Raw genomic sequence first — 19,317 nt, 5'->3', positions numbered from 1 at the left:
ACGATGACGATGTGGGGCTCGGCAGTGCAGCGGCGTAGGACAGGAACGATCGCGGTGGTGTCCGCACTGGGCATGACGGCGGTACTCGGCGGCTGCGGAGCCGGGGCGGACTCCGACGAGGTGACGCTGAGGCTGGTCGCCGCCGACTACGGGGACAGCGAGGCCAACAGCTCGCAGAAGTACTGGGACGGGCTCGTCCAGCAGTACGAGAAGAAGCACCCGAACGTGACGGTCGACGTCAGCGTCTACTCCTGGAACGACGTCGACCGCAAGGTCAAGGAGATGGTCGCCGCCGGGAACGCGCCCGACATGGCGCAGATCGGCGCGTACGCCGACTACGCGGCCGACGACCTCCTCTACTCGGCCGACGAACTGCTCTCCATCTCCACGCAGGCCGACTTCGCCGCGCAGTTCGCCTCCGCGGGGGAGGTGGACGGGACGCAGTACGGCATGCCGTTCGCGGCCTCCACCCGGCTGCTCTTCTACAACAAGACCCTCTTCGCCGAGGCCGGCCTCAGCGCGCCGAAGACCTGGGACCAGCTCGCCGCGGACGCCGCCGCGCTCAAGGCGGACGGGGTGAAGTACCCGTACGCCCTCCCGCTCGGGTCGGAGGAGGCGCAGGCCGAGACCATGCAGTGGCTGCTCAGCGGCGGGGGCGGCTACACCGAGAACCTCGGCACGTCGTACGGCATCGACTCCGCCGAGAACGTCGCCACTCTCACCTGGCTCAAGGACGACCTCGTCGGCAAGGGACTGACCGGGCCCGTCGCGCCGGGGAGGCTGAACCGGGCCGACGCGTTCGCCGCGTTCGCGAACGGGCAGGTCGGGATGCTCAACGGACACCCCACCCTGATGCAGATGGCCGCCAAGAAGGGCGTGAAGTTCGGCATGGTGCCGATGCCCGGGGTCGACGGCCAGACCAAGGTCTCCATGGGCGTCGCCGACTGGATGACGGCCTTCAAGCAGAACGGCCACGCCGAGCAGGTCGGGGACTTCCTCGACTTCGTCTACGACGAGAAGAACGTCCTCGCCTTCTCGCGCGAGTACGACCTGCTGCCGGTCACCGCGTCCGCGTCCGGCGTCATGAGCACGGCCGCGCGGGACAAGGACCTGCGGCCGTTCCTGGAGGAGCTTCCGCTGTCCGAGCTGTATCCGGTCGGGCGGACGTCCTGGGCCACGGTGAGCGAGGCGGTGAAGAAGCGGATCGGGAGCGCGGTGGTGTCCGGCGGCAGCCCTACGGAGGTCCTCGCCGGGCTTCAGTCGACGGCGTTGCAGGCGGAGAGCGGGGAGTAGGCGTTGTCGGTGGCGGCGGCTACCGTGCGGGGCATGGACGACCAGGACGGGCTCGGGGCCCGGGAGCGGGCGATCCTCGTCCTCGAGCGGCGGGGGTTCGCCGGGCCGGGGGCGAAGGAGCGGGCGATACGGGAGGAACTGGGCCTGGTCCCGGTTCGCTACTACCAGCTCCTGAACGCCCTCCTCGACGACCCACGAGCCCTCGCCTTCGACCCGGTCACGGTGAACCGCCTACGCCGGGTGAGAGATTCCCGCAGATCGGAGAGGTGACCCTCGGGTTTCCTCGCCCCCGCCGCCCCTACCCGTCCCATCCCCAGGGGCATGCCGCCCCTTCGACCCCGCTCCCAGGGGGCGCTGCCCCCTGGACCCCCGCTCCTCAAACGCCGGAGGGGCTGAAATTCACGGACCGTCCGCTTCACATCGCCGGTCACTGCATTCCAGCCCGTCCGGCGTTTGAGGACGAGGCCCCTTCAGGGCCGAAGCGGGGGTCTGGGGGCGGCAGCCCCCAGGGACGGGACGGGTAGGGGCGGCGGGGGCGAAGACATTAGGGTCGGCGTATGGGCTCCCACACGCACGTCATGGACGAGTCGCTGCCGACGCCGGTCACTCAGGTCGGGCGCGACGGACTGGACGCCATTCTCAGCCGGCCCGGCAGAGCCGTCGTCGCGTTCGACTTCGACGGGACGCTCGCGCCGATCGTGGCGGACCCCGAGCAGGCCCGCGCCCACCCGCAGGCCGCGTCCGCGCTCGCCGCACTGGCCCCGAAGGTCGCCTCCGTCGCGGTGATCACCGGCCGCCCGCCCGGCGTGGCCGTACGGCTCGGCGGATTCGACGGGACACCGGGACTCGACCACCTCGTCGTCCTCGGCCACTACGGCGCCGAACGCTGGGACGCCGCCACCGGCGACATCACCGCCCCACCGCCCCACCCCGGCGTCGCCCACGCCCGCGCCGAACTGCCCGGGTTCCTCGACCGGATCGGCGCCTGGCAGGGCACGTGGATCGAGGAGAAGGGCCGCGCCCTCGCCGTCCACACCCGCCGTGCCGCAGACCCCCAGGCCGCCTTCGACGCCCTGAGCGCACCCCTCACCGACCTCGCCACCCGCCACGGCCTCATCGTCGAACCGGGCCGGCTGGTGCTGGAACTGCGGCCGCCCGGCATGGACAAGGGCGTGGCCCTGACGGAGTACGTCCGTGAGCTGGGCGCCGAGGCCGTGCTGTACGCGGGCGACGACCTGGGCGACCTCCCCGCGTACTCCGCCGTCGACAAGCTCCGCTCCGACGGCGTCCCCGGCCTGCTGGTGTGCAGCGCCGGCAGCGAGGAGGTTCCCGAGCTGAAGGAGCGGGCCGATCTCGTCGTCGACGGTCCGCAGGGTGTCGTAGGGCTGCTGCGGGCGCTCGCCGCTCAGCTGGGCTGATCGGCGTCGAGCGCGTGCAGCTGGTCCAGGAACCACTGGGCCGGCGGCAGCGCCGTCGCCGCCGCGGCCAGCCTCTTGGTCCGCGAGGCCCGCTCCTCCACCGGCAGGGTCAACGCCTCGTGCAGGGCTTCCGCCGTACCGACCACGTCGTAGGGGTTGACCACGATCGCGTCCTCGCCGAGCTCCTCGTACGCCCCCGCCTCCCGCGACAGCACCAGCACGCATCCTTCGTCCGACACGACCGGCACCTCCTTCGCGACCAGGTTCATCCCGTCCCGGATCGGGTTGACCAGCGCCACGTCGGCCAGCCGGTAGGCGGCCAGCGAGCGCGCGAAGTCGTCCTTCACGTGCAGGACGACCGGTGTCCAGCCCGGTGTGCCGTACACCGAGTTGATCTCCTCCGCGACCCGCTGGACCTCCGCCGTGTACTCCCGGTACACCGCGAGGTCCTGCCGCGACGGGTAGGCGAACGCCACGTGGACGACCCGCTCCCGCCACTCGGGACGGTCGTCGAGCAGCTGCCGGTACGCCAGCAGGCCCCGGACGATGTTCTTGGACAGTTCGGTGCGGTCGACCCGGACGATCGTCCTGCGGCCCTCGCCGACCTCCGCCCGCAGCGCCGCCAGCCGCTCGTCCACGTCCGTCTCGTGCGAGCGCTTGCGCAGGAAGTCCGCGTCCGCCCCGAGCCCGTGCACACCGATCCGGGTGTCCCCGAGGCCGCCGACGAGCTGCTCCGCGCACGCCTCGAACGCCGACGCCCACCGCCGGGTCAGGAACCCCAGCCGGTCCGCGCCCAGCATGCCCCGCAGGACCTTCTCGGCGATGTCGTCCGGCAGCATCCGGAAGTACTCCGGGGGCGCCCACGGGGTGTGCGAGAAGTGGCCGATCCGCAGGTCGGGGCGCAGCTCGCGCAGCATCCCGGGCACCAGCGTCAGGTGGTAGTCCTGCACCACGACCGCCGCGCCCTGCCCCGCCTCCTCGGCCAGTGCTTCGGCGAAGGCGCGGTTGTACGTCTCGTACGACGCCCACTGGCGCCGGAACTCCGCGTCGAAGACCGGCTCCAGCGGGGTCTGGTACAGCATGTGGTGGACGAACCACAGGGCCGAGTTCGCGATGCCGTTGTACGCGTCCGCGTGCACGTCCGCCGGGATGTCGAGCATCCGGACGCCTTGCTCTCCCTCCCCGCGCCGCACGGCCTCGCGGTCGCCGTCGGAGAGTGCCGAGCACACCCACAGCGAGTCCGCGTCCGACCCGATCGCGGAGAGGCCGGAGACCAGCCCGCCGCCACCGCGCTTCGCGGACAGCGAGCCGTTCTCCTGCACCTCGTACGAGACCGGGCCGCGGTTGGACGCGACGAGCACCCGGGCACCCTGGTCGGACTGCGTGGAAGCCATACGCCTCAACTTAGCCCGACCCGGAAACGCTCAAACGTGCGGTTCGCTGTATACGGGCTTGTGGGCGCCGTAATACGGCCGCCCTCAGGCGACCTTCCGGGACGCGTACTCCACGATCTCCACCATCGGCGGGCGCTCCTCCGTGTCCACGGAGTACGTCCGCGGCTCGAAGCCGTCCGCGCCCCGCTCGAACTGGGTGAGGGAGGGGCGGATGAGGTGGCCGCGCGCCAGCCGCAGCTGGGCAGTGCGGTAGATCGCGGCGGACATCCGGCCCAGGGCCTGTCCGTCCTGGTGGCGGTGTTTGCGCACGCCCACGTCGACCTGGGCCAGCGCGTCCAGGCCCACCAGATGCAGCGCGTCGACCAGCATGCCGAGCTCGACGCCGTAGCCCACCGGGAACGGCAGCTGTTCCAGCAGGGAGCGGCGGGCCGCGTACTCGCCGCCCAGCGGCTGGACGAAGCCGGCCAGCTGGGGCCAGTGCATGTTCAGCAGCGGGCGCGCCATCAGCTCGGTCACCCGGCCGCCCTGGCCCGCCGCGCCGCCCAGGGGACGGTCGTACATGCCCTTGACGAGGTCGACGGCGGGGTCGGTGAGCAGCGGGCCCACGATCCCGGAGACGAAGTCGGAGGAGAACTCCTTCAGGTCGGCGTCGATGAAGCAGACGATGTCACCGCGGGTCACCAGCAGCGAGCGCCACAGCACCTCGCCCTTGCCGGGCACGGCCGGGAGACGGGGCAGGATGTCGTCGCGGTGGACGACGGTCGCCCCGGCCGCGGCGGCGACCTGCGATGTACGGTCGGTGGAGCCCGAGTCGACGACGACTATCTCGTCGACGAGGGGGACCTGCTGCATGAGGTCGTGACGGATCACGGAGACGATGTCACCGACCGTCTCCTCCTCGTTGAGTGCGGGCAGTACGACGCTGACCGACTGGTTCGTGCGTTGCTTGGCGGCCAGGAGCTGGTGGAGCGGGCGATCGGTCAGGGACCAGGACCGGGTGGTCAGCCAGCGCTCGACTTCGTTCAGCACAGTGCGCGGCTCCTCTGCGTTCTCTCGGCGAGTATGCGTATCAGCATGTGATCCATCTCGCGGACCGGACGACTATCTCAACTGTCCTGGTCGTCGGTTACAGTCTTGAACAACGCGGATGACCATCGCATGTCGAGGGTGGCCCGCCGTTCACACAACTTCATACCGCTCATCCAGAGGGGCAGAGGGATACGGCCCGATGAAGCCCCGGCAACCCTCCAGTCGGTTTCTCACGCGCGTGAGGCTCCCGACTCGGGAAGGTGCCAAATCCGTCTCACGGCGAGATGCGTCGTGAGGAAGATGAGGAAAGGGCCTCGCCTCTCATGGCTGCGCAGACTGTTGCAAGCACCACCGAAACCACCGTAGACCTCGGCCCGGCCGCGGCGCTCAGCTGCCGCGAGTGCGGTCACCGCGTCCCCCTCGGCCCGGTCTTCGCGTGCGAGGAGTGTTTCGGCCCGCTCGAGATCGCCTATGACTTCTCGGCCTACGACACCGAGGAACTCCGCAAGCAGATCGAGGCGGGACCCGCGAACATCTGGCGCTACGCGCCCTTGCTGCCCGTCCCCGCGGACGTGGCCGACAAGCCCAACATCAACCCGGGCTGGACCCAGCTCGTCAAGGCCGACAACCTGGCCCGCGAACTCGGTGTCACCGGCGGTCTGTATGTGAAGGACGACTCCGGCAACCCGACGCACTCCTTCAAGGACCGCGTCGTCGCCCAGGCCCTGGAGGCCGCGCGCGCCTTCGGCTTCACCACCCTCTCCTGCTCCTCCACGGGCAACCTGGCCGGTGCCGTCGGCGCCGCCGCCGCCCGGGCCGGCTTCCGGTCCTGCGTGTTCATCCCGCACGACCTGGAGCAGGGCAAGATCGTCATGGCCGCGATCTACGGCGGCGAGCTCGTCGGCATCGAGGGCAACTACGACGACGTGAACCGCTTCTGCTCCGAGCTGATCGGCGACCCGGCCGGCGAGGGCTGGGGCTTCGTCAACGTCAACCTGCGGCCCTACTACGCCGAGGGCTCCAAGACTTTGGCGTACGAGATCTGCGAGCAGCTCGGCTGGCGGCTCCCCGACCAGCTGGTCGTGCCGATCGCCTCCGGCTCGCAGCTCACGAAGATCGACAAGGGGCTCCAGGAGCTGATCAAGCTCGGGCTCGTCGAGGACAGGCCGTACCGGATCTTCGGTGCCCAGGCCGAGGGCTGCTCGCCGGTCTCCGTCGCCTACAAGGCGGGCCACGACGTGGTGCGGCCGCAGAAGCCGAACACCATCGCCAAGTCCCTCGCCATCGGCAACCCGGCGGACGGGCCGTACGTCCTGGACATCGCGCGCCGTACCGGCGGTGCGGTGGAGGACGTCAACGACGAGCAGGTCGTGGACGCGATCAAGCTGCTGGCGCGGACCGAGGGCATCTTCGCGGAGACCGCGGGCGGTGTGACGGTCGGTGTCACCAAGAAGCTGATCGAGAACGGCCTGCTGGACCCGGCACTGACCACCGTTGTGCTGAACACGGGCGACGGACTGAAGACCCTGGATGCGGTGGCGGGTACGGGGCTCACCGCGACCATCCGCCCCAATCTCGACTCGTTCCGCGAGGCCGGCCTCCTCTAGGCCCCCGCAACCCCGACCGGAGGTTCAACCGTGAGCGTCAACGTCCGCATCCCCACCATCCTGCGCACCTACACCGGCGGACAGGCCGAGGTCGCCGCCGAGGGCGCGACCCTCGCCGAGGTCATCGCCGACCTCGAGAAGAACCACACCGGTATCGCGGCCCGCGTCCTGGACGACCAGGGCAAGCTGCGCCGTTTCGTCAACGTGTACGTCAACGACGACGACGTCCGCTTCGAGCAGGGCCTGGAAACGGCCACTCCGGACGGGGCCGGAGTCTCGATCATTCCGGCCGTCGCCGGAGGCTGACGGAGCCCCGGTCGTTACCCTCGGTAAGGCCGATTACCAAGAGTTCATCGAATTGCCCCCTCCGTGAGAGAAGCGGAGGGGGCAATTCTCTATGGTTGAGCGCGGTACAGTTGGGGAACCCGCTTCACCCTTCATGCCACCCGCATATGAGTTCTTGCTCCGGATGCGGCGAGAAGTAGCCAAAGTGTGTGGTTCTTTTGTGAACTTTGCTCCTTTTGTGGAGCCCGACTTGCCCAGAATTCGGGCGAATTCTCACTACATTCCGGACCCTTCGCGTCCAGAATTCTCGTCCGATTGACCTGTTGCAGACGGCAGTTGGACAGATACATTCAGCCGCGGTCGACGCGTTCCGGCGCACGCCCCCAATCCGTGGGGGGTGAGGTCTGACCCGGATCCATGAAGTGTGGATCTGTGCAAGGGCCAGTAATAGGGGAGTTAGGCATGGCTCAGGGCACCGTCAAGTGGTTCAACGCGGAGAAGGGGTACGGCTTCATCGCGGTCGACGGTGGTGCGGATGTATTCGTCCACTACAGCGCGATTCAGATGGACGGCTACCGCACCCTCGAGGAAGGTCAGCGGGTCGATTTCGAGATCTCGCAGGGCCAGAAGGGGCCGCAGGCGGACATGGTTCGCCTTGCGACAGGCTGAAGCACGCGCCGGGTAACTGCAGCGTCGTTCTTCGTTCTTTTTCGGAGGGCTCGTACCCCATGGGGAGTCATGGGTACGGGCCCTCCGGCATGTCCGGACCCCCTCCGGTACCTGCCCGGGACCCGTCCGGCAGCTGCCCGGAACCCGTGCGGGACCTGGACGATCCCTGAGAGGCGCTTGCACTCGCAGGGGTCGAGTGCTAATCATTGGCGTTAGCACTCTGAAGGTGAGAGTGACAAGAAGGACCGGGTCGGTGAGGCCCGCAGGCCAGGTGGGGCAAGGAACCACGAGGTGTGCGAGCCGTCCGTCGCGGGCGCGGGCGCGGTCCGAAGGAATCACCCCCAGTCCTGGAGGGACCACTTCACATGGCCAAGATCATCGCGTTCGACGAGGAGGCGCGGCGCGGCCTCGAGCGCGGCATGAACCAGCTCGCGGACGCCGTCAAGGTGACGCTCGGCCCCAAGGGCCGCAACGTCGTCCTCGAGAAGAAGTGGGGCGCCCCCACGATCACCAACGATGGTGTCTCCATCGCCAAGGAGATCGAGCTCGAGGACCCGTACGAGAAGATCGGCGCCGAGCTGGTCAAGGAAGTCGCGAAGAAGACGGACGACGTAGCCGGCGACGGCACGACGACCGCGACCGTCCTGGCCCAGGCCCTGGTGCGCGAGGGTCTGCGCAACGTGGCCGCCGGTGCCAACCCGATGGCTCTCAAGCGCGGTATCGAGAAGGCCGTCGAGGCTGTCTCCGGTGCCCTGCTCGAGCAGGCGAAGGATGTCGAGACCAAGGAGCAGATCGCTTCGACGGCCTCCATCTCCGCCGCCGACACCCAGATCGGCGAGCTCATCGCCGAGGCGATGGACAAGGTCGGCAAGGAAGGCGTCATCACCGTCGAGGAGTCCCAGACCTTCGGTCTGGAGCTCGAGCTCACCGAGGGTATGCGCTTCGACAAGGGCTACATCTCGGCGTACTTCGCCACCGACATGGAGCGGATGGAGGCGTCGCTCGACGACCCGTACATCCTCATCGCCAACTCCAAGATCGGCTCCGTCAAGGACCTGCTCCCGCTCCTGGAGAAGGTCATGCAGTCGGGCAAGCCGCTGCTGATCATCGCCGAGGACGTCGAGGGCGAGGCCCTGTCGACCCTGGTCGTCAACAAGATCCGCGGCACCTTCAAGTCCGTCGCCGTCAAGGCTCCGGGCTTCGGTGACCGTCGCAAGGCCATGCTCGGCGACATCGCCATCCTCACGGGCGGCGAGGTCATCTCCGAGGAGGTCGGCCTCAAGCTGGAGAACGCGACCCTGGACCTCCTGGGCCGCGCCCGCAAGGTCGTCATCACCAAGGACGAGACGACGATCGTCGACGGCTCGGGCTCGGCGGACCAGGTTGCCGGTCGCGTCAACCAGATCCGCGCCGAGATCGAGAACAGCGACTCGGACTACGACCGCGAGAAGCTCCAGGAGCGCCTGGCCAAGCTCGCCGGTGGCGTCGCCGTCATCAAGGCCGGTGCCGCGACCGAGGTCGAGCTCAAGGAGCGCAAGCACCGCATCGAGGACGCCGTGCGCAACGCCAAGGCGGCCGTCGAGGAGGGCATCGTCGCCGGTGGTGGCGTGGCCCTGCTCCAGGCCTCCGCGGTGTTCGAGAAGCTCGAGCTGACGGGTGACGAGGCGACCGGCGCCAACGCCGTGAAGCTCGCCCTGGAGGCCCCCCTCAAGCAGATCGCCGTCAACGGTGGTCTCGAGGGTGGCGTCGTGGTCGAGAAGGTCCGCAACCTCACCGTGGGCTGGGGCCTCAACGCGGCCACCGGTGAGTACGTCGACATGATTGCCGAGGGCATCATCGACCCGGCGAAGGTCACGCGCTCTGCCCTGCAGAACGCCGCGTCCATCGCCGCGCTCTTCCTCACCACCGAGGCCGTCATCGCCGACAAGCCGGAGAAGGCGGGCGCTGCCCCGGCCGGCGGCGGCATGCCGGGCGGTGACATGGACTTCTGATCGACCTGACGGTTGATCAACGTCCTTGCCGAGGGCGGCACTCCCTGCACAGGGGGTGCCGCCCTCGGGCTTTCTGCCGCGGTGCGGGCCTTGCCCCGCGTGTCCGGGATCACAGGGCTGACGGAATGTCTGTGGCGGACGAGGTGGTTGACTCCTACATGCGTATCCCATGCGCATGCACATACCGACCGGTACCGGTGCCGGACGGACCGTCCCCGAGGAGTGCCCCCACGTGACCGTCCCCGCCTCCCGCGCCGCCGAGGTCCTCTCGCGGCCGATCACGATCAACGGCCTGACCGTCCCGAACCGCATCGTCATGGCGCCGATGACCCGCAACTTCTCCCCGGGCGGCATCCCGGGCGCGGACGTGGCGTCGTACTACGCGCGCCGCGCCGCCGCGGGCGTCGGTCTGATCGTCACCGAGGGCACCTACGTCGGCCATGACTCGGCGGGGGAGAGCAACCGCGTCCCGCGCTTCCACGGCGAGGAGCAGCTCGCGGGCTGGGCGAAGGTCGCCGCGGACGTGCACGCGGCGGGCGGCACCATCGTCCCGCAGCTCTGGCACATCGGCATGACCCGTACGCCGGGCAAGGGCCCCGTCCCGGACGCCCCCGTCGTCGGCCCCTCCGGTCTGCGCCCCGGCGCCGACGAGCCCACCGGCGTGACGATGACCCAGCGCGACCTGGACGACGTCATCGGCGCCTTCGCCGAGGCCGCGGCCGCCGCCGAGCGCATCGGCTTCGACGGCGTGGAGATCCACGGCGCCCACGGCTATCTCGTCGACCAGTTCCTGTGGGCGGGGACCAACCGCCGCAGCGACGCCTACGGTGGTGACCTCGTCGCCCGGACGAAGTTCGCGGCCGAGATCGTGGCGGCCGTACGGGAGACGGTCTCCGCGGAGTTCCCGATCATCTTCCGCTACTCGCAGTGGAAGCAGGAGGCCTACGACGCCCGCCTCGCCGAGACCCCGGAGGAGCTGGAGGCCATCCTGAGCCCGCTCGCCGCCGCCGGAGTCGACGCCTTCCACGCCTCCACCCGCCGCTACTGGCTCCCCGAGTTCGAGGACTCCGACCTCAACCTCGCCGGCTGGACCAAGAAGCTCACCGGCAAGCAGGCCATCACGGTCGGCTCGGTCGGTCTCGACGGCGACTTCATCAAGGGCTTCATGGGCGAGGGCTCCCCGCTCCGCGGCATCGACGACCTCCTCGACCGCCTCGAGCGCGAGGAGTACGACCTCGTGGCCGTCGGCCGCGCGCTGCTCCAGGACCCGGAGTGGGCGGCGAAGGTGCTGGCGGGCCGCACGGACGAGCTGAAGGCCTATGACGCGGTGGCGCTGCGCTCGCTGAGCTGAGTCTGCTGCGGGCCGGTGGGGGTGCACGTCCCTGGGGGCTGCGCCCCCGGACCCCCATCGGCCCGAAGGGCCTCGTCCTCAAACGCCGGACAGGCTGAAATACCTCCTCAACTCGCGCTAGCTTGCGGGAGATGAGGATCCTTCATCTCTCCGACACCCACCTCGAACGCACCGACGCCCCCAACAAGCGCGGTGTCAACGCCCACGACTCCCTGCGCCTGATGCTCGCCGAACTCCGGCACGTACAGGGCGTCGACGCGATCGTCGTCACCGGTGACCTCGCCGACGACGCGACGGTGGAGGCGTATACGGCCGTCCGGGACATGTTCGGGGAGTTCGCGCAAAGGCTCGGCGGGGCGCCTGTCTTCTACACGACCGGCAATCACGACGAGCGCGAGGCCTTCGCCCAGGTGCTGGGCAGCGGCCATCCGGAGCCCGGCCGGGTGCTGGAGTCCCCGGAGGGGGAGCGGGCCGCGGTGAGCGTGGTGGCGGGGTGGCGGTTCGTGACGCTGGACTCGCTGGTGCCGGGGAAGGTGCACGGGCAGCTCGGCGCCGCCCAACTCGACTGGCTGCGGGACGTGTTGGCGACCCCGTCGCCGAACGGCACGGTCCTCGCCTTCCACCATCCGCCCGTCGCGCTGGACAACCCCCTCCAGCAGCTCTTCGGTCTGCGCAACCCCGCCGACCTGGCGGCGGCGGTCCGCGGCACCGACGTCAAGGTGATCCTCACCGGCCACTTCCACCTCCAGCTCTGCGGCCTCCTGGAGTCCGTCCCGGTGTGGGTCACCCCCGGCGTGGTCAACCGCATCGACCTGACGACGGCGCCGGGGACCGAGCGCGCGGTGCGCGGCGCCTCCGCCTCCCTGATCGTCCTCGGGGGAGCCGCCGGCCCGCTCTTCCACACCTTCCACGCACGCGACCCCCGGGCCCACGAGACGGTCTACGAGCTGGACGAGGGCACGGTCCGGTCCTTCGTGGAGCGGTACGGCTGACCTGCTGCTCTTGGTTAAGTCAAGCAACTGACTTAAAGTATTGACCGAAAGTTGCCTAGGTCAATCACCAGCGCACCGCTACGGAGGCCCCGCCATGTCCGACGCCCCTGCCGCCGCACCTCCACGGCCGAACGCCGTGGTCGCGGTGCTGGCCTTCGCCGGAATCGTGGTCTCGCTGATGCAGACCCTGGTGATCCCGATCGTCCCGGAGCTGCCGAGGCTCCTGGACGCCCCGGCCTCGGACACCGCGTGGGCGGTCACCGCGACGCTGCTCGCCGCCGCCGTCGCCACCCCGGTCGTGGGCCGTCTCGGCGACATGTTCGGCAAGCGCCGGATGCTGCTGATCAGCGTCGTCATGCTGATCGCGGGCTCGGTGGTCTGCGCGCTGTCCGACTCCCTGATCCCGATGATCATCGGCCGGGTGCTCCAGGGCCTGGCCTCCGGTGTGATCCCGCTCGGCATCAGCATCATGCGCGACGAACTGCCCGCGGAGCGCCTCGCCGGTGCCACGGCCCTGATGAGCGCCTCCCTCGGCATCGGCGGCGCGCTGGGGCTGCCGGCCGCCGCCCTCATCGCCGACAACTTCAGCTGGCACGTCCTGTTCTGGACGTCGGCGGCGCTGGGCGTCGTGGCTCTCGCGCTGGTCTCGCTCCTCGTGCCGGAGTCCCGGGTCCGTACCGGCGGCCGCTTCGACCTGGTCGGCGGCATCGGCATGGCGACGGGCCTGGTCTGCCTCCTGCTCGGCATCTCCAAGGGCGCGGACTGGGGCTGGGCGAGCGGCACGACGATCGGCCTCTTCGTGGCGGCGGTCGTCGTCCTCCTGGCATGGGGCTGGTTCGAGCTGCGGACCGACCAGCCCCTGGTCGACCTCCGTACGACCGCCCGCCGCCAGGTGCTGGTCACCAACCTCGCCTCGATCGCCGTCGGTTTCGCGATGTTCGCGATGTCCCTGGTCCTGCCGCAGCTGCTCCAGCTCCCCTCGCAGACCGGCTACGGCCTCGGCAGGTCGATGCTCGTCGCGGGCCTGGTCATGGCCCCGTCGGGGCTGGTGATGATGGTGACGGCGCCGATCTCGGCGGCCGTGTCGAAGGCCCGCGGTCCGAAGACGACGCTGATGATCGGCGCCCTGATCGTGGCCGCTGGCTACGGCGTCAACATCGTCCTCATGACCGAGGTCTGGCACTTCGTGCTCGCCGCCTGCGTCATCGGCGCCGGCATCGGCTTCACCTACGGCTCGATGCCCGCCCTCATCATGGGCGCCGTCCCCGCCTCGGAGACGGCCGCGGCGAACAGCCTCAACACCCTGATGCGGTCCATCGGAACCTCGTCGGCGAGCGCCATCGCGGGGGTGATCCTGGCCCAGATGACGACCGACTTCGGCGGCTACGCGCTGCCCTCCGAGAGCGGCTTCAAGGTGGTCCTGGCGGTGGGCGCCGGGGCGGCACTGCTGGCGTTCGTGGTGGCCTCGTTCATCCCGCGCCAGAAGCCGGCGGGGGAGACGGCGACGCCGGTGTCCCAGGACGCTTCCGAAGCGGCCGGGGTCGCGTCCACGTCGTAGACCCGGTGAGCCGGTCGGGCCCGTCACGGTGACCGTGGCGGGCCTTCGCCGTCTACAGGTTGCCCAGGGGCTCGATGTCGACCTTGACGGGGGTGCCCCACACCCGCAGCACCTCGTAGTCGGTGAACTCATGGACGAGCCGGTACGCCATGGCGGCCCGGGGGGCGCGCCGCTGGGCGGCCAGATACAGCTCGGCCTCCCTCCGGTCCCGCCGCGGTGTGCCGCACAGCTGCCACTCCTGCCCGTTCCACATCTCGGGCAGCCAGCGCTGCTGCGGCTGCGGCCGGTCGTCGCGCACGCCGTATCGGGAGGGGGCGGAGGCGGCCTGCGCCGGTGCGGAGGGGCCGTTGATCTGGGAGCGCCGGGCGGTACGGCGCCGGGTCTCGCACAGCAGGCACAGGTCAGGGGCGTTCTCGTCGACCGGTCCGTTGGGGTGCTCGGCGCAGCGGGTGCTGGGAGCGGCGGCGTTGACGCTGTCGTCCAGCAGGTCGAGGGCCCGCTTGATGTCGGCCTTGACCTCGTACAGCTTGGTGTCCGGGGTGTCGCCGGTCAGGGCCTCGCCATGCTCGCCGAGAAGGCGCAGGGCTCGGCCCAGGGCGGTGAGCTGGGCGTGGTTCATGAGGAAACCGTACCCACCCGCGCTGACAGCGCCCCGCCCCTCACTGCGCCCAGTAGTCGCGCTCCGGCAGCACCACCCAGGCGTCGGGCGGACCGGTGACGGCCCGGGCGTCGGTCGGGCGCAGACCGGCGTAGGCGATCGAGTAGGCGACCGCGTGGTGGCAGTAGACATAGTTGGTGAGCACCTCCGCCGGACTGTCCCCCTCGTCCGGTCCGCCGCCGGGGTGCAGATCCCAGCCCTCGCCGACGCCGTCGCGGAAGACGCTGCCCTGATTGCCGCTCTTGGGGTTGGCGTACAGCCCGTAGCAGACCGTTCCGGCCGACAGGAGCTTCTGGACGAGCGGCTGCTGCGGCGCGTAGCCCCACGGCTGGGTCACTATGCAGCCGCCCGGCACGGTGGTGACGCCGACCAGGCGCAGGGTCTCGTCCATGTCGAGGTCGTACGGGTCGTCCAGGACCGCTTCCATCAGCTCGGGGTCCGCGTCCGTCGCCCCCAGCCGCCGTACCGCCTCCGCGGCGTCGATGCCCGCCACGCAGGCCAGTCCCGTGCCGTCGTAGTACAGCTCGCCCAGCGCGTCGATCAGCCGACGCCCCTCCCGGACCACCGCCTGCTCCGCCTCGCTCAGCCCCCGCTCACCCTCGGGCAGCGCGAACAGCCCCGGCACGGGCCCCGCCAGACTCAGCCGCCCGGGCGACCAGCCGCCGAACCCCGCCCGCCAGGGATCGGCCCCTGCCTCGGCCAACGCCCGCGCGTTCTCCGCCCGCCCGGCCACCACGGCGTCCCACAACGCCGTCGTCCCGTTCTCCAGCGCGTCCACGTCCCGCACCCGCCGGGCCAGCTCCGCGACGACCTCGGGCGCCCCGAACACCGCCGCCCGGTGCAGCGGCCGCGACCCCCCGGCCCCCCACGCCTCGGGATCCGCACCCTCGTCGAGCCGCCTCCGCACATCACCGAGGTCCAGCCACCCCCGGTAGTCCATCCCGTCCCAACCGCCACCGCGCCCGCCCACGAAGCCCCCTCCCATCGCCGGACCTCCACGATGGCACCCCCCACTGACAACGCCCCTCCGGGGCCCGGGGATCGGCAGATCTGTCCCACGCCGCACCTCACCCGTCAGGCAGCCTCCGATGCCGGCGTCGGCGGGCGTCGCAGGCCGAAGAAGTACGTCGTCACGAATCCCACCGTGTAGCCGGTGAACAGGCCACCCGCGTAGACGGCCATCGCCGTTCCCAGGCCGCCGTGCCCCGCCAGGAGGGGGAACAGGGCCCAGCCCGACGGGCCGATCGCCGTCGATCCCACCGGGTCGCCGAGCATCGCGAACAGGCCGACGAACGCGCCGCCCGCCGCACCGCCCGCGCACGCGGTCAGGAACGGGCGGCCCAGCGGCAGCGACACCCCGTAGATCAGCGGTTCACCCACGCCCAGCAAGCCCGCCGGAAGCGCCGACCTGATCGTCGTACGCAGTGCCTCGTCGTGCCGCAGCCGGACGTAGACCGCCAGGCACGCCCCCACCTGTCCCGCGCCCGCCATGGCGAGGAGGGGCAGGAGGACCGTGTGGCCCTGCTGTTCGATCAGGGTGGTGTGGATGGGGATCAGGGCCTGGTGCAGGCCGAGCATCACCAGGGGGAGGAAGAGGCCGCCGAGGACCGCGCCCGCGAACGCGCCCGTCGTCGTCAGCAGCCAGTTCGCCGCCGTGCCGATCGCCGAGGAGACCGCTCCGGCCGCGTACATGAGGACGTAGAGCGTCGCCAGGCCGGAGACGAGGACCGTCAGGGTCGGGGTGAGGAGGACGTCCAGTGCGCCGGGGATCCTTCTGCGGCACCACCTCTCGACGTACGTCCCCAGCAGGGCCGCCGCCAGCGCGCCCAGGACGCCGCCCTGCCCCGGCGCGAGCGTCACCCCGAACGCCGTCACCTTCGCCACCCCCGGGTACACCACGATCGCCGCGACCGCCCCGCCCAGCACCGGTGTGCCGCCGAACTCCTTGGCGGTGTTGTGGCCGACGAAGACCGCGATCAGGGCCATGAAGGCGGTGGCGATCGCGGCCAGGGCGGGGGTGAGCGACGGGAGCCAGCCCAGGTTCAGCAGCAGGCCGTTCAGGCCCGCCAGCACCCCGCAGCCGATGAGCGCGGGGATCAGCGGGACGAAGACGTTCGCCACCCGCCGCAGCGCCAGCTTCACCGGGGTCGCGTTGCGGGCCTTCTGCGTCTCCTTCCGCAGCAGCGCCTCGAAGTCGGCCGTCACCCGCGCCACCGCGCCCGGCCCCAGCACGATCTGGTACGTGTCGTCCTCGACCACGCCCAGCACCCCCGGCAGCGCCCGCAGCGCCTCCCCGTCCACCGTCGAACGGTCCACCAGGCCCAGGCGGAGGCGGGTCATGCAGTGGGCGACCGAGGTGATGTTCGCGGGGCCGCCCACGAGGGGGAGGATCGCCGCGGCGGTGTCGCAGGAGGTGTTCACACACCGAGCGTGCTGGTCAGCCGCCCGCCGCCGCCAGCGCGGCGCGCAGATGGCCGCCGGACTCCTCCAGAAGGCGGCCGGCCGTGGGGCCGTCCACGCCGGTGAGGAGCGTGAGGACGGCGTTCTTCACCTCGCCGTCGGTGGCCGCCAGGGCCCGCTCGATCTCCTCGTCCGTCGCGCCGGTGGCCAGGGCGACGATCCGGTGGGAGCGGGCGCGCAGCTTCTCGTTGGAGGCGCGTACGTCGACCATGAGGTTCCCGTACGTCTTGCCCAGGCGGATCATCGTGATCGTCGAGAGCATGTTGAGGACCAGCTTCTGGGCGGTGCCGGCCTTGAGCCGGGTGGAGCCGGTGAGCAGCTCCGGTCCCACGACGATCTCGATGCCGTGGTCGGCGGCGGCCGCCAGCGCGCTGTGCGCGTTGCAGGACAGACCGACCGTCAACGCGCCCCGGGCGCGGGCGTGTTCCACGGCGCCGACCGCGTACGGGGTGCGGCCGGAGGCCGAGACACCGACCACCGTGTCGGACGCCCGCAGCTCCAGTGCGTCGAGGTCCGCCCGCGCCAGCTCCCTGGAGTCCTCGGCGCCCTCGACCGAGGTGACCATGGCCTCGGGGCCGCCCGCGATCAGGCCGACGACCTGCGCGGGGTCGGTGTTGAAGGTGGGCGGGCACTCGGAGGCGTCCAGCACGCCGAGACGCCCCGCGGTACCGGCACCGGCGTAGACGAGACGGCCGCCGCGGCTCATCCGGGCGGCGATGTCCTCGATGGCGGCGGCGATGGCGGGCAGGCCCGCGGCGACGGCGGCGGCCACGGTGGCGTCCTCCGCGTTCATCAGCCGCGCGATGTCGAGGGTGGGGAGCCGGTCGATCTCGGCCAGCTCGGGGCGGAAGGCCTCGGTGGTCAGGGTCTCCAGCTCGGCGCGGACGGCCCGGGGGTGGGAGGTGGAAGTCATGGGGGGTGGCTCTTTCAGGTGGCGATCCGATGGCGTGCCTACGGCTTATGGCTTACCGCGGTGTCGATGTGCCAATGCCTCGTACGACGCGGCGAGCGCGGGAGCCGCGGTCTCGTAGGTCCGCTGCGCCACCCCCACGAACAGACAGTCCACCACCAGCAGCTGACTGGTCCGTGACGACATGGCCGCGGGCCGCAGCTCACTCTCGCGCGCCGTCGACGTCGTCAGTACGTGGTCGGCGTACTGCGTGACCGGGCTGTTCGGCCGGCCCGTGATCGCCACCGTCGTCGCCCCGTGCTCGAAGGCGGCCCGCAGCGGCTCGATGACATCGCCCGTGGCGCCCGAGTGCGTGATCGCGATCGCCACGTCGCCCGCCCGCAACTGCACCGCGTTGGTCACGGCGAGGTGGGGGTCGTGGTGGGCGTGGGCTATGAGGCCTATGCGCAGCAGTTTCTGGGTGAGGTCCTGGGCGACCAGACCGGAGGCGCCGACGCCGTACACGTCGATGCGGCGGGCGGTCGCGGCCGCCGTCACCGCCGCGGCCAGCTGGACCGTGTCGAGGCCGGCCGCGGTGTCCGCGAGGGTCTGCTGCTCGTCGTAGGCGAGTTTGGCGACGACGTCCGCGAGGGGATCGTCCACCGCGATGTCCGTCGTGATCGCGGGCGCGCGCCCCGACTGCTGCTGGGCGGCGAGGCCGGCGAGGGCGAGGCGCAGGTCGCGGTAGCCCGGGTAGCCGAGGATGCGGGCGGTGCGCACGACCGTCGCCTCGCTGGTGCCGGTGAGTTCGGCGAGGCCGGTGACCGTGAGGGCCGCGCAGCCCGCGGGGTCGCCGGCGACCGCCTCGGCGACGCGCTGCATGGAGCGGGTCATGGAAGGGGCGAGGGTGCGCACCTTGGCGGCGAGCGCGGCGGGGGCCGGCGGTGCGCCTCCCGAACCGCCCCCGAAAATTTCCTTCACTTCCTGGGTCACCCATGAAAGATATTTTCGGCTCGGTGCCGGGGTCAAGAGTGCGCACAATGGGTGCATGGATCCCTCCGGCCACCCCATCAGCCCCCTGGAGCAGGCGTTGCACGCGGCACGCGCCCTCGTGCTCGCCGACCTGATCGCGGGAGGGGTCGCCGAGGCGGACGTCGTGTCGCTGGTCGAGGACTCCGTCGTGCAGCGGCGCTGGTGGGTGGAGCAGTGGCCGGACGGGGTGGAGTTCGTGGCCGGGCTGATCGCGCAGGACGTCCAGGACGCGCTGCTGGAGCGGTACGGACGGTGGCCGCTGTGCCCGGTGTGCGAGGCGGGCGACCCGCATGCCCTCGACGTCGAGCCGGAACTGGGGCCCGATCCGCACTGGGTGTGTCACCAGGCGGGGGTGAAGGTCGCCGCGGTGGGCTCGCTGCGTCCCGCGACGGGCGGGGCGGCGTCCCCGTGACCGTCTACATCGACCCGCCCGACTGGCCCGGCCACGGCCGCATGTGGTCGCACCTCGTGAGCGATGTCTCCTACGACGAACTGCACACGTTCGCCGACGGGTTGGGCGTGCCGCGGCGGGCCTTCGAGCGGGACCACTACGACATCCCCTCGCACCGGTACGCGGACGTCGTGGCCGCCGGGGCCGTCGAGGTCAGCAGCCGTGAGGTGGTACGGCTGCTGACGGCGTCGGGTCTGCGCAGGCCCAAGGGGCGCGAACCGCAGTCCGGTTCGTGACCGG

The 19,317-nt window shown here is 70.9% G+C and carries 19 protein-coding genes and 1 riboswitch; of the genes, 12 read left to right on the top strand and 7 right to left on the bottom strand.

What is annotated here, in order from left to right:
• The first annotated feature begins 24 nt into the window (after positions 1-24).
• The 3 genes from OG381_RS22190 (at position 25) to otsB (ending at position 2,711) form a co-directional block, all read left to right on the top strand.
• On the top strand, positions 25-1,293 hold the full coding sequence (locus OG381_RS22190; RefSeq protein WP_443062038.1) for an extracellular solute-binding protein: 1,269 nt from the start codon (positions 25-27) through the stop codon (positions 1,291-1,293).
• A gap of 33 nt (positions 1,294-1,326) precedes the next feature.
• Positions 1,327-1,563: a DUF3263 domain-containing protein gene (locus OG381_RS22185; RefSeq protein WP_046258826.1), complete on the top strand. Its 237-nt coding sequence runs from the start codon at positions 1,327-1,329 to the stop codon at positions 1,561-1,563.
• A gap of 287 nt (positions 1,564-1,850) precedes the next feature.
• The gene (gene otsB, locus OG381_RS22180) at positions 1,851-2,711 is read left to right on the top strand and encodes a trehalose-phosphatase (RefSeq protein WP_327717826.1); all 861 of its coding nucleotides are present in this window, start codon (positions 1,851-1,853) and stop codon (positions 2,709-2,711) included.
• Here otsB and OG381_RS22175 read toward each other — a convergent pair.
• Complete coding sequence (locus tag OG381_RS22175) at positions 2,699-4,105, bottom strand: alpha,alpha-trehalose-phosphate synthase (UDP-forming) (RefSeq protein WP_327717825.1); 1,407 nt, start codon at positions 4,103-4,105, stop codon at positions 2,699-2,701. The genes otsB and OG381_RS22175 overlap by 13 nt on opposite strands.
• A gap of 84 nt (positions 4,106-4,189) precedes the next feature.
• Positions 4,190-5,134 (bottom strand): glucosyl-3-phosphoglycerate synthase, encoded by a 945-nt coding sequence (locus OG381_RS22170; protein ID WP_327717824.1) that lies wholly within the window; start codon positions 5,132-5,134, stop codon positions 4,190-4,192.
• 166 nt (positions 5,135-5,300) lie between these two features.
• Positions 5,301-5,441: riboswitch (SAM riboswitch) on the top strand.
• A gap of 16 nt (positions 5,442-5,457) precedes the next feature.
• On the opposite strand from OG381_RS22170, the gene thrC reads away from it, so the two are divergent.
• From thrC to OG381_RS22135, 7 genes are all read left to right on the top strand, one after another.
• Positions 5,458-6,741, top strand: coding sequence for a threonine synthase (thrC, locus tag OG381_RS22165; protein WP_327717823.1), 1,284 nt, complete (start codon positions 5,458-5,460; stop codon positions 6,739-6,741).
• Positions 6,742-6,771: 30 nt separating this feature from the next.
• Positions 6,772-7,047: a MoaD/ThiS family protein gene (locus OG381_RS22160; RefSeq protein WP_119103018.1), complete on the top strand. Its 276-nt coding sequence runs from the start codon at positions 6,772-6,774 to the stop codon at positions 7,045-7,047.
• A 441-nt stretch (positions 7,048-7,488) separates the two neighbouring features.
• Positions 7,489-7,695: a cold-shock protein gene (locus OG381_RS22155; RefSeq protein ID WP_007493268.1), complete on the top strand. Its 207-nt coding sequence runs from the start codon at positions 7,489-7,491 to the stop codon at positions 7,693-7,695.
• A 365-nt stretch (positions 7,696-8,060) separates the two neighbouring features.
• Positions 8,061-9,686: a chaperonin GroEL gene (gene groL, locus OG381_RS22150; protein WP_327717822.1), complete on the top strand. Its 1,626-nt coding sequence runs from the start codon at positions 8,061-8,063 to the stop codon at positions 9,684-9,686.
• A 175-nt stretch (positions 9,687-9,861) separates the two neighbouring features.
• Positions 9,862-11,037 (top strand): NADH:flavin oxidoreductase, encoded by a 1,176-nt coding sequence (locus OG381_RS22145; RefSeq protein WP_327717821.1) that lies wholly within the window; start codon positions 9,862-9,864, stop codon positions 11,035-11,037.
• A 131-nt stretch (positions 11,038-11,168) separates the two neighbouring features.
• The gene (locus tag OG381_RS22140) at positions 11,169-12,029 is read left to right on the top strand and encodes a metallophosphoesterase (protein WP_327717820.1); all 861 of its coding nucleotides are present in this window, start codon (positions 11,169-11,171) and stop codon (positions 12,027-12,029) included.
• 94 nt (positions 12,030-12,123) lie between these two features.
• Positions 12,124-13,587 (top strand): MFS transporter, encoded by a 1,464-nt coding sequence (locus OG381_RS22135; RefSeq protein ID WP_327717819.1) that lies wholly within the window; start codon positions 12,124-12,126, stop codon positions 13,585-13,587.
• Positions 13,588-13,639: 52 nt separating this feature from the next.
• On the opposite strand, the gene OG381_RS22130 is transcribed toward OG381_RS22135, so the two are convergent.
• The 5 genes from OG381_RS22130 to OG381_RS22110 all read right to left on the bottom strand — a co-directional run bounded on the left by OG381_RS22130 (position 13,640) and on the right by OG381_RS22110 (position 18,587).
• A complete protein-coding gene (locus OG381_RS22130; protein WP_327717818.1) occupies positions 13,640-14,206 on the bottom strand; it encodes a hypothetical protein in 567 nt (188 codons plus the stop codon).
• Positions 14,207-14,246: 40 nt separating this feature from the next.
• Complete coding sequence (locus tag OG381_RS22125; protein ID WP_327717817.1) at positions 14,247-15,230, bottom strand: ankyrin repeat domain-containing protein; 984 nt, start codon at positions 15,228-15,230, stop codon at positions 14,247-14,249.
• Positions 15,231-15,319: 89 nt separating this feature from the next.
• On the bottom strand, positions 15,320-16,666 hold the full coding sequence (locus tag OG381_RS22120) for a PTS transporter subunit EIIC (RefSeq protein ID WP_327717816.1): 1,347 nt from the start codon (positions 16,664-16,666) through the stop codon (positions 15,320-15,322).
• Positions 16,667-16,682: 16 nt separating this feature from the next.
• Complete coding sequence (gene murQ / locus OG381_RS22115) at positions 16,683-17,618, bottom strand: N-acetylmuramic acid 6-phosphate etherase (RefSeq protein WP_327717815.1); 936 nt, start codon at positions 17,616-17,618, stop codon at positions 16,683-16,685.
• Positions 17,619-17,663: 45 nt separating this feature from the next.
• Complete coding sequence (locus OG381_RS22110) at positions 17,664-18,587, bottom strand: MurR/RpiR family transcriptional regulator (RefSeq protein WP_327717814.1); 924 nt, start codon at positions 18,585-18,587, stop codon at positions 17,664-17,666.
• A 55-nt stretch (positions 18,588-18,642) separates the two neighbouring features.
• Here OG381_RS22110 and OG381_RS22105 point away from each other — a divergent pair, with 55 nt between their 5' ends.
• Complete coding sequence (locus OG381_RS22105) at positions 18,643-19,038, top strand: hypothetical protein (protein WP_327717813.1); 396 nt, start codon at positions 18,643-18,645, stop codon at positions 19,036-19,038.
• Positions 19,035-19,313, top strand: coding sequence for a DUF4031 domain-containing protein (locus tag OG381_RS22100; RefSeq protein ID WP_327717812.1), 279 nt, complete (start codon positions 19,035-19,037; stop codon positions 19,311-19,313). The genes OG381_RS22105 and OG381_RS22100 overlap by 4 nt, the downstream gene beginning before the upstream one ends.
• Positions 19,314-19,317 lie beyond the last annotated feature (4 nt).

It is taken from the genome of Streptomyces sp. NBC_00490 (assembly GCF_036013645.1).
Classification (GTDB): domain Bacteria; phylum Actinomycetota; class Actinomycetes; order Streptomycetales; family Streptomycetaceae; genus Streptomyces; species Streptomyces canus_F.
This window is presented reverse-complemented; position numbering and strand designations above follow the sequence as displayed.

Excerpts from the sequence above, each read along its gene's own strand:
- OG381_RS22185 (WP_046258826.1), top strand. The coding sequence starts at position 1,327 with ATGGACGACCAGGACGGGCTCGGGGCCCGGGAGCGGGCGATCCTCGTC.
- otsB (WP_327717826.1), top strand. The coding sequence starts at position 1,851 with ATGGGCTCCCACACGCACGTCATGGACGAGTCGCTGCCGACGCCGGTC.
- OG381_RS22175 (WP_327717825.1), bottom strand. The coding sequence starts at position 4,105 with ATGGCTTCCACGCAGTCCGACCAGGGTGCCCGGGTGCTCGTCGCGTCC.
- thrC (WP_327717823.1), top strand. The coding sequence starts at position 5,458 with ATGGCTGCGCAGACTGTTGCAAGCACCACCGAAACCACCGTAGACCTC.
- OG381_RS22155 (WP_007493268.1), top strand. The coding sequence starts at position 7,489 with ATGGCTCAGGGCACCGTCAAGTGGTTCAACGCGGAGAAGGGGTACGGC.
- groL (WP_327717822.1), top strand. The coding sequence starts at position 8,061 with ATGGCCAAGATCATCGCGTTCGACGAGGAGGCGCGGCGCGGCCTCGAG.
- OG381_RS22145 (WP_327717821.1), top strand. The coding sequence starts at position 9,862 with ATGCACATACCGACCGGTACCGGTGCCGGACGGACCGTCCCCGAGGAG.
- OG381_RS22140 (WP_327717820.1), top strand. The coding sequence starts at position 11,169 with ATGAGGATCCTTCATCTCTCCGACACCCACCTCGAACGCACCGACGCC.
- OG381_RS22135 (WP_327717819.1), top strand. The coding sequence starts at position 12,124 with ATGTCCGACGCCCCTGCCGCCGCACCTCCACGGCCGAACGCCGTGGTC.
- OG381_RS22130 (WP_327717818.1), bottom strand. The coding sequence starts at position 14,206 with ATGAACCACGCCCAGCTCACCGCCCTGGGCCGAGCCCTGCGCCTTCTC.
- OG381_RS22125 (WP_327717817.1), bottom strand. The coding sequence starts at position 15,230 with ATGGGAGGGGGCTTCGTGGGCGGGCGCGGTGGCGGTTGGGACGGGATG.
- murQ (WP_327717815.1), bottom strand. The coding sequence starts at position 17,618 with ATGACTTCCACCTCCCACCCCCGGGCCGTCCGCGCCGAGCTGGAGACC.
- OG381_RS22105 (WP_327717813.1), top strand. The coding sequence starts at position 18,643 with ATGGATCCCTCCGGCCACCCCATCAGCCCCCTGGAGCAGGCGTTGCAC.